The sequence below is a fragment of the Streptomyces sp. NPDC092045 genome (assembly GCF_044756005.1).
Lineage (GTDB): Bacteria > Actinomycetota > Actinomycetes > Streptomycetales > Streptomycetaceae > Streptomyces.
Genome location: NZ_JBIVSC010000001.1, coordinates 1338833 through 1351967, shown reverse-complemented (window position 1 = coordinate 1351967; position 13135 = coordinate 1338833). Strand labels below are relative to the sequence as shown.

Sequence of the window (13135 nt, the reverse complement as noted above, 5' to 3'; positions counted from 1 at the left end):
CCCCGCCCGCGTACCACGAAAGGAACCGTACCGACCATGACAGAGCGTTCCCCCCGGCCCCGGAGGCGTCGCCTCGGGCGGTTCGTGACGAAACACGGCGGGCCCGACGCGCGGTTCGGCACGCGGCTGGTGGTGGGCACGGCCCTCACCGCCCTGGCGGCCGTCCCGTTCTCCCTCGCGCTGGTCCTGGTGGAGTCGCACTGGAGTCCGCTGCACCGGCTCGACCAGGGCGTGGCCGAGCGGCTGCACCGTTCCGCGCTCGACCATCCCGGCTGGGTGCGGGTGCTCGACTTCCTCACGCACGTCGCGTGGGGGCCGGCGACCATGCGGATCCTGGTGGCCGGAGTGGTGGTGTGGCTCCTGTGGCGGCGGGCCTTCCGGCTGGCCGCCTGGGCGGCCGTCACGGCGATCGGCGGCGGCCTCGTGGGCCTGCTGGTGAAGAACGTGGTCGAGCGCGCCCGGCCGCACCTGCCGGATCCCGTCTCCCACGCGCCCGGCTTCTCCTTCCCCTCCGGGCACTCCATGACGGCCGTGACCTCCTGCGCCGTCCTGCTGCTCGTCCTGCTGCCGCTGGTCCCGCGCGCGTGGCGGCCGGTGCCGTGGGTCCTGGCCGCGGTGGCGGTGCTCGGCGTGGGCTACACCCGCGTCGCGCTCGGCGTGCACTGGGTGAGCGACGTGGTCGGGGGCTGGCTGCTCGGCGTCGCGGTGGTCACGGCGACCACGCTCGCCTTCGAGGCGTGGCGGGGCGACGTAGGCCGCCCCCGCACCACGCCGGCCGAGGGCCTGGAGCCCGAGATCACGACGGAGGACCCGGAACCGGCGGGCCGGCCCGGGTCCCGGTGAGACCGGCCGGTCAGGGACCGGCCGGTCAGGGGCGTCGTCGGCGACGGGTCACCCGTCGCCCCGAGGCCCGCCCGCCCGGTCGTTCCCGCCCGCGCGGCGCCGGGCGTCCTCCTGCGCGCTCCGGCTGGGCGTGAGGGCGTCGGCGGCCTCGCCGTCCCCGTCGGGGTGCGCGTCCTCCCGTACGTCCGTCTCGGCCTCCTCGAACTCCTCCAGGACCTCCTCGGCGGCGGTCCTCGGGTGCCCGGCGTTCCCCTCGGTGGCGCGGTGCTGCTGCGACATGCGTTCCTTCTTCCTCGTGTCCTGTCGCCCCAGGGGCGTTTTGTACGCTTTCCGGTACCCGGTGTCGTGTGCTTCAAGCCCGCCGTCCGGCCGGTCGGGCCGGCAGGAGGATCGCGAGGGCGAGCAGGACCGGCCGGCGGTGTGCGCTCCACGGGCGGGCGGCAGGCCCGTGGCCCGGTCGCCGGGCCGTTCTGCCGGACGACCCGACAGGAGGTGCGCATGGGCGGGCCGTTCGGGGGCAGACGGGGCGGAGAGCGCATGGGACCGCTCTCGTCGGCGGGCCCGCGGCATCCCCCGTTCCGCGGACCCGCCGCTCAGGTAGTACGGCCCGCACCGGGCAGGGCGCGGGCCGTACGCCGTTTCCCCGTGGGACGTTCTCCCGCGGTCCGGCCGCACACCGCGCCGCCGGACCGTTCAGCCGTCGCCCCGGTCCCGCTTCGGCGTCCGCCTCCCCCGCGTCACGGCGAGCACTCCTCCCACGACGGCGATCACCGCGAGGGCCAGGGCGATGCTCACCCAGCCGTCGGTGTCCCAGTAGACGTCTTCCAGGCTGATCAGCAGCGCCGCCTCGTCGACGACCAGGGCCATGCCGACGCCGTAGGCGAGCCCCATCCAGGCACGCGCGCGCGCCGAGCGTTCCACGAGGCCCGCCGCCCCCACCACGGCGAGCAGCAGGATCCCCCACACGTAGTGGTGGATGTGCACGCCACCGGCCCGCACGTCACCGATCCCGGCCACGTCGATGTGGATCAGCCAGGTGAGCAGGCGCATTCCGCCGAAGGTGAGGGCGAAGCCCCACCACGCCAGGACGAAGCCGCGGCGCTCGGACGAGATGCCGGGCAGGAGGCGCAGCCACGGGGACCGGCGGGGCGTGCGCGTGGACGGCGACCGGCCGGACGGGCGCGGGGTGTGCGAGGGCGTCACGCGTTCTCTCCTGCCTCTGCTGCTCTTCCCCCTGCTGCTCTTTCCTCCGCTGTTCCTTCCGCTTCTACCGCTTGTCCCGCTCCTACCGCTCTTCCGCTTCCGCCGATCGTGTGTCCGCCGAGGACCGATCCGGCCCCGTGGCGGCCCCGGCGCTCGTGGCCGGCGCACAGGGGCGCCGCCGCCGGAGGCTCACGTTCCCCGGACGTCCGCCAGGCGCCACAGAGGGGGGACGCGGCGCGGTGGCGCCCCCGCCCTCAGGTTTCGGTAGAGGTCGTCGGCCTCCAGCGGCGCGAGGGCGAGTTCTTCGGTGATCCTGCGGGTGGTGACGTAGTCGAGGCCCTCGGCGAGCCGGGACCGTTCCCACCGTCCGAACCGGACGAGGAGGGTCCCGGGGTCCGCGGGCGGGCGCGGGCGCGGCACGGCCGGCGCGGTCGCGGCACGGCGCCGTTCGCGTGCGATCTCGGAGAAGCCGCACACCTCGTACGACGCCTCCTCGGCGGCCTCCAGACCGGAGCAGAGGCCGAGCGCCCCCGCCAGCGGGTTGAGCCGGAGCGCCTCCGCGCAGGTGAGCCGGTGCACCTGGCGCGCCGAGTCGTCGAGGACCAGGGGGCGGGGGGCGTCGCGGGTGCCGCAGACGCCGCGTACGCCCCGGGCCGCCGCGACGAGCACGGCGCCGGCCTCCGAGGGGTGCCAGTCGAAGACGGCCAGCACGCCGTCGGTGTCCTCGGGCGCGAGGGTGAAGGCCGGTTCGCCCAGGCGGGGCATCAGAGCGGGCAGGGGCACTTCGTTGTCCAGGCCGGGCCCCGCGACGTACACGGTCGTGGGGATGCCCGTCGCGGCGCAGGCCGCCAGGGCCAGCGCGTCGCCGAGGGGACTGCGCAGGGTCGGCTCGTCCCCCCGCGCCACGATGTCCCCGCCCACGTCCACGAGGTCGATCCGGTCGGCTCCGCACCAGCGGGCCGCCGCGTCGATCTGGCGGGCGAGGCCGAGCGTGCCCCCGTAGGGGTCGAGCAGTCCGAGGGCGGGCCGCAGGTGCGCGGCCAGGCGGGGAAGCAGCGAGCCGGCCGGGGCCTTCGGCGCGGTCCGCGGGGTGACGAGGTGCAGCCCCGGCACGGGGGTGAGGAGGCCGGTGAAGTCCGCGGCACCGCGCGGCCCGGGAACGGGGTCGACGACCAGCCTCTCCCAGGCGTAGGTGAGCACCAGCGCGGGGGCGTCGGGACCGTACAGCGCCGCGTGCACCATGGCCGCCGTGATGGCGTCGCCGCCACCGCCCGCGGCGATGAGAAGTCGCTTCATGGCGGACACCCAACTCCACGGCCCGTCTCCCCCGCCACCCGGACCGGACGGTTCCGCCCCCTCGACCGCCGTACGAACAGGGGCATTCGGAAGGAAAGGCCCCTCTTCGCGAAAAGTGCAGACGAAACTCCACACGCCGGAACCGATTTTCTGGCCTTCGCACTACAGATGTCGGCACGCAGGTCGCCCTAGGGTCCCGATCTGTCACGCACCGTGACAGCGTCTTCCGAGAGCGAGTCACATCCCGTCATGGGCAAGCCAGTCATGCTTCCGCCGCCGTCGACCCGGCCCTCCCTCCCCGACACCGGGACCGAGACCGAGACCGACGGTCCCTACCAGCAGTACGTGTACGCCTACCCCCACCAGAAGGCCTACCGCCTCCTCGACGAGGGTCCGCTCCTGAGCGACCTGTGGGCCGGCGAGCGCCTCGACGCCCTCTCCTTCTACGCGCACATACCGTTCTGCGAGATGCGGTGCGGCTTCTGCAACCTCTTCACCCGCACCGGCGCCCCCGAGGAGGTGACCGGGGCCTTCCTCGACACCCTGGAGCGACAGGCGAGGGTCACCAGAGAGGCCCTGGACGCGCAGGGCAGGCCCTTACGGTTCACCCTCGCGGCCTTCGGCGGGGGCACGCCGACCTATCTGACGGCCGACGAACTCATCCGGCTCTGCGACATCTCCGAGCACGTCATGGGCGTCGATCTGCGAACGGCCTCCTGGTCGGTGGAGACCTCGCCGGCCACCGCGACCGCCGACCGCCTCGCCGTGCTGGCGGAGCGGGGCGCCACCCGGCTGAGCATCGGCGTGCAGAGCTTCGTCGACGAGGAGGCGCGCGCGGCCGTCCGTCCGCAGAAGCGGGAGGAGGTCGAGGCCTCACTCGCCCGTCTCAAGGACGCGCGGTTCCCCGTGCTCAACATCGACCTCATCTACGGCATCGACGGCCAGACCGAACGCACCTTCAAGATCTCTCTCGACGCCGCCCTCGGCTGGGAGCCGGAGGAGATCTACCTCTACCCCCTGTACGTGCGCCCGCTGACCGGGCTGAGCACCCGTCACGCCACCACCCCCGCCGCCTGGGACGACCAGCGGCTGCGCCTGTACCGCTACGGCCGCGACCGCCTCCTCTCGGCCGGCTACGAGCAGACCTCGATGCGGGTCTTCCGCCGGATCGGCACCGCCGCCGTCGAGGACACCGCCGGCAGCAGCATCGGCGAGTACAACCAGCAGGCCGGGATGGTGGGCCTCGGCGTCGGCGCCCGCTCCTTCACCACCGACCTGCACTACACGACCGACTACGCCGTCGCCGTGCCCGAGGTGCGCCGGATCATCGACGCGTACGTCGCGACCCCGAGCGACCGGTTCCGGCGGGCGCAGTGGGCGTTCCGCATGGACGAGGACGAACGGCGCCGGATGTACGTGCTCCAGCACCTGCTGGAATCGTCGGGCCTGGACACCGCGGGTTACGAACGCCGGTTCGGCACCCGCTTCGAGGACGACTTCGCCCCGCAGCTCGACACCCTCCTGGGACGCCACTGGCTGCGGGACGGCGGCGGCGTCCTCCGGCCGACCCCGGAGGGGATGGCCAGGGCCGACGGGATCGGACCGATGTTCTTCTCCGCGACCGTACGGGAGAACATGAGGGCCTACCGGGACCGGTGACGCCGCCCACCGCGGTCAGCGCCCGACGGACTCCGGCAGGTGTTCCTCCGGAGTCCGGCGGCGCTCCGGCACCGAGACGGTGACCAGTCCGCCGAGGAGCAGCGCGGCGCCGGCGGCGGCGAGGGGCCCCGGCCGTTCGCCGAGCAGCGCCACGCCGAGCACCGTGGCGACCAGGGGCTCCGTCAGGCTCAGCGTCCCCACCGTGGCGGCGGCGAGCCCGCCGACCCCCCGGGTGAAGAGCAGATAGCCGAGCGCGGTGGTGCCGAGCCCCAGCCAGCCCACCAGGGCGGCGCCGTGCGCCGTGGCCAGGCCCTCGGGGGCGATCAGGAGGTACGGGGAGACGAGCAGCCCGGCGCACAGGACGCTGACCGGGGCAGCCGCGTCCAGGTCGGCCCCGCGCGCGCCCAGCTCCTTGGTGGCGGCGATGTAGACGCCGAAGCTCGCTCCGGCCGCCGCCCCGTACACGACGCCGAGCGCGTCCGCGCGGCCTCCGCCGCTCGGGAGGAGCAGCAGGCCGATGCCCGCGACGGCGCAGACCGTGCCCGCCGCCCAGCGCGGCGACGGCCGCTCGCCGGAGAGCAGGCGCCCGCACACCCCGCCGACCACGGGCACGGTCCCGAAGGCGACCGCCGTCGCCAGCGCCGCCCCGGAGCGCTCGACCGCCTGGAGGAAGCAGACCTGGAAGGCGGCCGTGACGAGCACGCTCACCACCAGCCACCGGCGCGTCCCGGGCAGCCGCAGGGTGCGCAGTCCGGCCGGCCGCGCCATGAGGGCCGTGAGCACGAACCCGCCCAGGAGCATCCGGGCGGCACCGAGCGACACCGGGTGCGCCCCGGTGTCGGCCCAGATCTGCGCCGGTCCCACGGTGCCCCACAGGACCGCCGCCACCAGTACGAATGCCACGGCCTTCACGCCGACTCCCCTCCCAGCACGTACGGACGGCGCGAACGTATCCGGACCCGCACGGCGGTGGCCCCTGGTGAAAACCATGAGATCCGCGCCCCGTGCGCCGCCGATCCCGTGCCTTCGCACCACGTCCCTCCCGGCGGAGCGGTGCTCCGGCGGCCACACCGGGTGGTCAACTCCGCAGGTGGGACGCTCCGTTGAGGTCGAGGATCGAGCCGGACGCCCATTCCGCGGCGGGAGAGGCGAGCCACAGGACCGCCCCGGCGATCTCGGCGGGGGTCGCCACCCGGTCGAAGGGGCTCTGGGCGCGGATCGCGGCCCCCTCGGGGCCCGCCAGGCGCGGTGAGACCCGCTCGGTGGCGAAGAAGCCGGGCGCGACCGAGGCGACGGCGATCCCGTGCGGGGCGAGGGAGACCGCGAGGGACTGGCCGAGGGCGTGGACGGCCGCCTTGGTCGCGCCGTAGGCCGGGTGGTCGGGTTCGCCGCGGAAGGCGCCCCGGGAGCCGATGTTGACGATCCGTCCGCCCGAGCCCTGGTCGATCATGCGGCGGGCCGCGAGGTGGCTCAGGTTCGCGGTCGCGAGCAGGTTCACGGAGACGTGCCGCCGCCAGACCTCCACCCACTCCTCGTACGGGGTCTCGGCGAGGGGGTGGCGGAGGTTCACCGCCGCGTTGTTGACCAGCACGTCGATCCCGCCGAGCGCCCCGGCCGCCGCGTCGACCACGGTCGCGGCCGTCGCCGGATCCGCGAGGTCTCCCCCGACGGGGACGTGCCCCGTCCCTTCGAGGGAGTCGAGGGTCGCCCGGGCCTCCTCGGCGCGCGAGGCGAAGTGGACGGCGACCCGGTCGCCGTTGGCCGCGAACGCCCGGGCGACCTCCCTGCCGAGGCCCCGGGAGGCGCCGCTGACGAGGACGCGGCGGCCTGTTGCGGGCAGGTTCATGGGGGATGCCTTCCGGTCGGGGACGTGCCGTCCGGCATTCTGCACGCCGCCCCCGACCGCCTCCCGCACCGGCCGCCCTGCGTCCCGACCGCCGCTCGTTCCGGCCGTCCCCGCCCCGGCCGCCCCCGCCCCCGCTCTCCGGTCGGTCAGGAGACCGTCAGGACGATCTTCCCCGTGGTGCGGCCCTCTTCGCCGATCGCATGGGCCTTCGCCGCCTCGGCGAGCGGAAGCACGGTGTCGGCCACCGGCCGCAGCTCCCCGCGCTCCACCAGGGCCGCGAGCTCGCGCAGGCCGAGGTGGTCGGGCTCGACCAGGACCCAGACCGCCCGCACGCCCTCCGGGGCGGCGGGGACGTCGTCCGGGCCCGGCAGGGTGATCAGCCTTCCCCCGGGGCGGAGCACCTTCAGGGAGCGCTCGGCCGTCTCCCCGCCGATGCCGTCGAGGACGACGTCCACGTCCCGGAGGACGTCCTCGAAGCGGACCTCGCGGTAGTCGACCACCTCGTCCGCGCCCAGCTCCCGCACCAGGGCGTGCTTGGCCGCGCTCGCGGTGCCGATGACGTGCGCCCCGCGGGCCTTGGCGATCTGCACGGCGAGGTGTCCCACCCCGCCGGCCGCCGCGTGCACGAGGACGCGCTCCCCCGGGCGGACGTCGGCCGCGTCCACGAGGGCCTGCCAGGCGGTGAGCCCGGCCAGCGGCAGCGCCGCGGCCTCCACGTGGGTCAGGGAGGCGGGCTTGGGGGCGAGGTGCCGGGCCGGGGCCACCACGTACTCGGCGTAGGCGCCCGCCTGGCGGGGGAAGAGCGGCATGCCGAAGACCTCGTCCCCGGGGCGGAGGTGCCCCACGCCGGGTCCGACGGCCTCCACCGTGCCCGACACGTCCCAGCCGACGGCCGGGACGGCGCCCCAGCCGATCAGGGCCCCGCTCGCGCGGGTCTTCCAGTCCACCGGGTTCACCCCGGCCGCGTGGACCCGCACCAGGACCTCGTTCAGGCCGGGCCCGGGACGCTCCACGTCCCGCTCGACCAGGTTCTCGGGACCGCCCCACCGCTCCACGACCACCGCGCGCATGCCGTCCGCCTCTTTCCGTCTCGATCGTGCGCCCCGGAACCCTTCCGCGGCGACGGGTCCACGATCCGGTGCGGCGCCCGCCCGTGGTGTTGGCCGTCCGGCCACTATGTGACAGGATCCGGCCATGGGAACGACACACGACCGGCCGGTGCGGAACGAGCGGGACGGGGCCCGGGCGGCGCCGCACCGGATCGCCGTGCTCGCGCTCCCCGGCGTGCCCCCGTTCGAGCTCGGCATCCCCTCCCGGGTCTTCGGCAGCGCCGTGGACTCCGAGGGCCGCTCCCTCTACGAGGTCACGGTCTGCACGGTCGACGGCGCCCCGGTGCCCAGCGACGCCGGTTTCACCGTGCAGCCCGCGGCCGGCGCGGAGGCCCTCGCGAGCGCCGACACCGTGATCGTCCCGCCCACGCACGCCATGCCCGAGCTGGTCCTCGGCGGCCCGCTGCCGCCCGGGGTCGCCGCGGCCGTCGCCGCGATCCGGCCCGGCACCCGCCTGGTGTCCATCTGCACCGGATCGTACGTGCTCGCCGCCGCCGGGCTCCTCGACGGCCGGCCGGCCACCACCCACTGGAACCTGGCGCCGGAGTTCCGCCGGGCCTATCCGAAGGTCAGGGTCGACGAGGACGTGCTCTTCGTGGACGACGGCGACGTCCTGACCTCCGCGGGGGCGGCGGCGGGCGTCGACCTGTGCCTGCACATGATCCGCCGCGACCACGGCGCCGCGACCGCCAACCGCACCGCCCGCTTCTGCGTCGTGCCTCCCTGGCGGGACGGCGGACAGGCCCAGTTCATCGCCCGACCCGTCCCGGAGCCCACCCTGGCCGACACGACCGCCACCCGCGCCTGGGCCCTGGAGCACCTCGCGGAACCGCTCACCCTCGCCCGGCTCGCCGAGCACGCCCGGATGAGCCTGCGGACCTTCACCCGCCGGTTCCGCGACGAGGTCGGCCTGACCCCCGTGCAGTGGCTCACGGCCCAGCGCCTCGAACTCGCCAAGCAGCTCCTGGAGACGACCGACCTCCCGATCGACCTCGTCGCCCACCGCGCCGGCCTGGGCTCGGGCAACTCCCTGCGCGCGCACATGCGGACGGCGTTCGGCGTCTCCCCCGCCGCCTACCGCCGCGCCTTCGGCGCCGGCGCGGACACGGTCCCGGTCGGCCCGGACGGGATGTGACGTCGCGTCCGTTTGGGGCACGGGGCTCAGGGCAGCCGAGGTGCTACGGACAAGACACAGCGAGAGGTGCGAGTCGATGTCGACCGGAATCGTCCTGGCCATCGTCGTTGCCGCCGTCGTGGTGGTCGCGCTCGTCACCGTCGCCGCGGTGAACCACCGGCGACGGGCGCGTCTGCGCGACCGGTTCGGACCCGAGTACGACCGGGCCGTCGAGGAGACGGGCAGCAGGCGGGCCGCCGAACAGGACCTCGACGCCCGGGAGCGGCGCTACCAGGAACTGGACATCAAGCCGCTGCCCAGCGGCACGAGGGAACAGTACGCACAGCGGTGGAGGGAGCTCCAGGAGGAGTTCGTCGACGCGCCCGAGGGCGCGGTCCACGAGGCCGACCGGCTGGTGACCGCCCTGATGCACGAGCGCGGCTACCCCACCGAGGGGCACGAACAGCGGATGCGCGACCTGTCCGTGCGGCACGGCCGCACGCTGGAGCACTACCGGGCCGCCCAGGAGGTGCACGCCCTGAGCTCCTCGCGTTCGGCCACCACCGAACAGCTGCGGGAGGCGATGGTGCACTACCGGGCCCTCTTCGACGACCTGCTCACCGACGACGAGCCGGCCGGCTCCCGCCGGTCCTGACCCACGGAGGTGGAACACATGCGCGATCACGACACGGCGGAACGCGAGGCGGCGGCCGAAACCCACGGAACGACGGACCGGCACGGACGCGAGGACCGGCACCAGGCGGCCGACCGCCCCGGTGTGACGGAGCGGTCCGAAGCGGCGGAACGGTCCGGGTCGGCCGACCGGTCCGAGAAGACCGGCCCGTTCGAGAAGACCGGCCCGTCCGAGAAGGCGGAGCGGCACGAGGCGCCGGGCCGGGACGTGACGGCCGGGCGGTCGCCCGTCCCCGCCGGGCGGGGCACCGCGTCGTCGGCGGCGGAGCCCGCCCTTCCCGGGCAGGACGCCCGCCGTCCCGTCCAGCCCCCGAAGCCCGAGGAGGCGGGCGTCCGTCCCGGACCGCTGTCGGGCGCCGTCGGGCACGGGGACGACGAGCACGTACCGGACCTGCTGAACGCGGCGGACGGCGAGGCGTACCGCGAACGCTGGCGCGAGGTCCAGGGCCGGTTCGTCGACGACCCGCGCGAGGCGGTCCACTCGGCCGACGAACTCGTCGCCGACGTGATGAAGACGCTGGCCGCCGCCTTCGCGGAGCACAAGCAGACCCTCGAAGGGCAGTGGAGCGAGGGCCGGGAGGCCGACACGGAGGCGCTTCGCGTGGCACTGCGCGAGTACCGGTCCTTCTTCAACCGGCTCCTGACCACCTCGACGCCGCAGCGGTAGAGAGGGGCCGGCGCCGACGGGAGCGGGGCGGGGCGGCACGGGGCGTCACAGCGCCGCGTGCGCCCCGCCCCGCTCCCGTCCGCCCGGGTGGCGGTGCCGCCACACCCAGAACACCGCGGAGGACACCAGCGCCCACCCCGCGAGCACCACGAAGGGGAAGAGGTGCTGGTGCCCTCCGAAGTACACCGCCGTGTGCTGCGCGTTCACCGAGGCGCCCGGCGGCAGCCACTGGCCGATGTGCCCGAGCGGCGACGGCAGCAGCGGCCAGGACACCGCTCCGCCCGAGGAGGGGTTGCCGAGGAGCACCATCAGTCCCCAGGTCGGCAGCATGGCCCAGCGCCCGATCAGGGTGTTGAACATGGAGAAGACCATGCCGGAGGCGAACATGGTCAGCGCGAGGATCAGCCACGACTCGACGAACGGCAGGTCGAGCGCGCCGAGCAGCCAGTCCACGGTCGCGGCGATGGCGAACCCGCCCAGCAGGGCGTAGAGCGCGGTGAAGGCGATCCGTTCGGCCGGGTTCAGCGGCTTCGCGTGCACGCTGAGCTGGATGGCTCCCACGAACCCGATGATCACCGCGGCGAGCGAGACGTAGAACAGGGCGAGGCCGCGCGGGTCGCCCTTCTGGAGCGGTTTGACGTCCGCCACCGCGACCGGCACTCCCGTCGCCCGGCCCACCTCCACGGCCGACTCCACGAGGAGCTGGGCCACCGAGGCCCCCGAGGCGCCGGCGACGTCGAAGGAGACGCGGCCGTCCCGCAGGGTCATGACGGCGAAGACCTCCTGCTCGTTCACCGCGTCCAGCGCCCCGGCACGCGTCCGGTAGGGCCGCAGTTCGAGCGAGGAGTCGAGCGCCCGCTCCATCCCCTCGGTGAACGTCCTGCCGGTGGGCGAGTCCGCCGCCCCGACGACGGCCGTCGGGATGTGACGGGGGGTCGGGTTCGCCATCGTGTACGTGTACGAGCCGGCGAACAGGGCGGCCGCCGCGGCCAGGATCAGGACCAGCACGGTCGCCGGGAGGAAGGGCGAACGGGCGAACGCCGCCCAGCGCTCGGACCGGCTCGGCGGCCGTCCGTGGGCGCCGTGCGGCGGCGCGGCTCGCCCGTCCTCCCCTTCCGTACCACCGTCCGGAAGGACCTCGCGGGAAGAGCCGTCCGGGAGGCCGTCGCGGAGAGGGGCGTCCGGGGAGCCGCCACGGGGAGAACCGCCCGGGGAGCCGTCGCGGGAAGGGCCTTCCGGGGAACCTCCGCGGGAGGAGCCGTCCGTGGAGTCGTCGCGGGAAGGAGGGGGGCCGTCGTCGTGCGTGTCGGGCATGATCTCCACACTAATCCGACACTAATGCGACCGAAAGGGATCTCTGCCCTTTCCATGGACCAAACGCCCCAAAGCCCATCGGGCCGGTCCCGCGTACGCCGCGAGGGCGACGGCCGGTCCCTCGATCCGCAGGGTCGTGGCCGATCCGGCCGGCCGGGCGAGGACGGCGTGGCGCAGTCGCAGGCGCACCGGGCCGAGCGCGACCCGCCAGGTCCACCGCCGCCGCTCCTCGTCGACGCTCTCCACGACGAACCCCACGGGGACGCCGAGGAACGAGACGACCTCGCCGCGCATGCCGGGCGCGATCCGGAAGCCGTCCGCGCGGACCGTCCTGATCTGCGGCGACCACGTCGGCCAGAGGGCGGGCACGGCGTAGCGGGCCCAGACGTCCTCGACGGGTGCCGGGCCCTCGGCCCGCAGCGTCACGGCCGCCACCGGTGCGTCCGGTCCTCAGCCGACCCGGCCGTGGACGAACTCCTCGAGGGCCTTGCCCGGCCGCAGGCCCACCTCGCCGTCCTCGTCGTGGAAGCTGCCGAACCCGAGGAGGGTGACCGTCGCTCCCTCCTTGAGCGCCTCGGCGATCGCGCCCGCCTCCTCGACCGTGCCGAACACGGCGTCGACGATCCGGCCGACCTGCTCGGACGACGGACCCTCCCCGTCCGCCGCCCTGCGCGTGACCGCCTCGATCAGTCCGGACCTGTCCATGCGACGCACCCACTCCTCGATAGGAAGACCGGCGGAACGGCGACCTCACCACCTGCCGGTCGCCGCCGCCCGGGATCCTCATCGTCACACCGTCACGGCGACCCCGCACGCGGCGCGCGCCGCCGTAGGCTGTCCGTGTGCACAGTGTGGAACTGCTGCCCGACCCGGTGACCGAGCGGGCCGTCCGGGAGGCGTGGCGGCGGCTGGCGGACGCCGGTCTGCCGAGCCTGGCCGGGCACCGCCACCCGACGAACCGGCCCCACCTCACCCTCGCCTCGGCCGACGCGCTGCCCGCCGAGGTGCGGGCCCGGCTGCTCGGGGCGCTCGCGGAGGCGCTGCCGGTGCCCCTGCGCCTCGACGGGTTCGTGCGGTTCTCCGGCCGGGTCCGGGTCCTGGCGTGGGCCGTACGGCCCGACGACGCGCTGCTCCGGCTGCACGGAGCGGTGTGGCGGATCCTGCGCGAGGCGCCGGAGAGCGGCAGGCCGAACCCCCTCCTCGATCCGGCCCGCTGGGTCCCCCACGTCACCCTCGGCCGGGGACGGGACGCCTCCTGGGACGTGCCGGCCGACGAGGTGTTCTCCTCGTCGGCCGGCACGCCGGCGGGTGTCGTGACCGGGGCGTGGACGGCCGCCCGCAGCTACGACTCGGTCACGCGCACGGTGGAGGGCCTGGCGCCCTAGGGAGGG

Annotated in this window: 15 protein-coding genes; 6 read left to right on the top strand and 9 right to left on the bottom strand. The window is 75.0% G+C overall.

Going from position 1 to position 13135, the window contains the following annotated elements; all coding sequences use genetic code 11:
• Window positions 1-36: 36 nt before the first annotated feature.
• Window positions 37-843, top strand: coding sequence for a phosphatase PAP2 family protein (locus ACIQKA_RS05795; RefSeq protein ID WP_402540096.1), 807 nt, complete (start codon window positions 37-39; stop codon window positions 841-843).
• A gap of 48 nt (window positions 844-891) precedes the next feature.
• Here the strand turns inward: ACIQKA_RS05795 and ACIQKA_RS05790 are convergent, their stop codons facing one another.
• The 3 genes from ACIQKA_RS05790 to ACIQKA_RS05780 form a co-directional block, all read right to left on the bottom strand.
• On the bottom strand, window positions 892-1122 hold the full coding sequence (locus ACIQKA_RS05790; RefSeq protein ID WP_383153554.1) for a hypothetical protein: 231 nt from the start codon (window positions 1120-1122) through the stop codon (window positions 892-894).
• A 414-nt stretch (window positions 1123-1536) separates the two neighbouring features.
• The gene (locus tag ACIQKA_RS05785) at window positions 1537-2046 is read right to left on the bottom strand and encodes a hypothetical protein (RefSeq protein ID WP_383153552.1); all 510 of its coding nucleotides are present in this window, start codon (window positions 2044-2046) and stop codon (window positions 1537-1539) included.
• A 189-nt stretch (window positions 2047-2235) separates the two neighbouring features.
• Window positions 2236-3342, bottom strand: coding sequence for a DUF1152 domain-containing protein (locus ACIQKA_RS05780; RefSeq protein ID WP_402540094.1), 1107 nt, complete (start codon window positions 3340-3342; stop codon window positions 2236-2238).
• A gap of 264 nt (window positions 3343-3606) precedes the next feature.
• Between ACIQKA_RS05780 and ACIQKA_RS05775 the strand changes: the two genes are divergently transcribed.
• A complete protein-coding gene (locus tag ACIQKA_RS05775; RefSeq protein WP_402540255.1) occupies window positions 3607-5001 on the top strand; it encodes an STM4012 family radical SAM protein in 1395 nt (464 codons plus the stop codon).
• Between the two features lie 15 nt (window positions 5002-5016).
• Here the strand turns inward: ACIQKA_RS05775 and ACIQKA_RS05770 are convergent, their stop codons facing one another.
• The 3 genes from ACIQKA_RS05770 to ACIQKA_RS05760 form a co-directional block, all read right to left on the bottom strand.
• Entirely contained in the window at window positions 5017-5913 is an 897-nt protein-coding gene (locus tag ACIQKA_RS05770) for a DMT family transporter (protein ID WP_383153546.1), read from the bottom strand.
• A gap of 166 nt (window positions 5914-6079) precedes the next feature.
• Window positions 6080-6847 (bottom strand): SDR family NAD(P)-dependent oxidoreductase, encoded by a 768-nt coding sequence (locus tag ACIQKA_RS05765; protein WP_402540093.1) that lies wholly within the window; start codon window positions 6845-6847, stop codon window positions 6080-6082.
• Window positions 6848-6993: 146 nt separating this feature from the next.
• Complete coding sequence (locus tag ACIQKA_RS05760; protein WP_383153541.1) at window positions 6994-7917, bottom strand: NADP-dependent oxidoreductase; 924 nt, start codon at window positions 7915-7917, stop codon at window positions 6994-6996.
• A 124-nt stretch (window positions 7918-8041) separates the two neighbouring features.
• Here ACIQKA_RS05760 and ACIQKA_RS05755 point away from each other — a divergent pair, with 124 nt between their 5' ends.
• From ACIQKA_RS05755 to ACIQKA_RS05745, 3 genes are all read left to right on the top strand, one after another.
• Window positions 8042-9091: a GlxA family transcriptional regulator gene (locus ACIQKA_RS05755; protein ID WP_383153538.1), complete on the top strand. Its 1050-nt coding sequence runs from the start codon at window positions 8042-8044 to the stop codon at window positions 9089-9091.
• Window positions 9092-9167: 76 nt separating this feature from the next.
• A complete protein-coding gene (locus tag ACIQKA_RS05750) occupies window positions 9168-9725 on the top strand; it encodes a hypothetical protein (RefSeq protein ID WP_383153536.1) in 558 nt (185 codons plus the stop codon).
• An 18-nt stretch (window positions 9726-9743) separates the two neighbouring features.
• Window positions 9744-10430 (top strand): hypothetical protein, encoded by a 687-nt coding sequence (locus ACIQKA_RS05745; RefSeq protein WP_402540091.1) that lies wholly within the window; start codon window positions 9744-9746, stop codon window positions 10428-10430.
• A 45-nt stretch (window positions 10431-10475) separates the two neighbouring features.
• On the opposite strand, the gene ACIQKA_RS05740 is transcribed toward ACIQKA_RS05745, so the two are convergent.
• Genes ACIQKA_RS05740 through ACIQKA_RS05730 form a run of 3 tightly spaced genes read right to left on the bottom strand, consistent with a single transcriptional unit; the run spans window position 10476 to window position 12449 of the window.
• Window positions 10476-11744, bottom strand: coding sequence for an ABC transporter permease (locus ACIQKA_RS05740; protein ID WP_402540090.1), 1269 nt, complete (start codon window positions 11742-11744; stop codon window positions 10476-10478).
• A 21-nt stretch (window positions 11745-11765) separates the two neighbouring features.
• The gene (locus tag ACIQKA_RS05735; RefSeq protein WP_391095111.1) at window positions 11766-12179 is read right to left on the bottom strand and encodes an SRPBCC family protein; all 414 of its coding nucleotides are present in this window, start codon (window positions 12177-12179) and stop codon (window positions 11766-11768) included.
• A 15-nt stretch (window positions 12180-12194) separates the two neighbouring features.
• The gene (locus ACIQKA_RS05730; RefSeq protein ID WP_383429968.1) at window positions 12195-12449 is read right to left on the bottom strand and encodes an HU family DNA-binding protein; all 255 of its coding nucleotides are present in this window, start codon (window positions 12447-12449) and stop codon (window positions 12195-12197) included.
• Window positions 12450-12586: 137 nt separating this feature from the next.
• Here ACIQKA_RS05730 and ACIQKA_RS05725 point away from each other — a divergent pair, with 137 nt between their 5' ends.
• Window positions 12587-13129, top strand: coding sequence for a 2'-5' RNA ligase family protein (locus tag ACIQKA_RS05725; RefSeq protein ID WP_390106410.1), 543 nt, complete (start codon window positions 12587-12589; stop codon window positions 13127-13129).
• The last annotated feature ends 6 nt before the right edge of the window (window positions 13130-13135 follow it).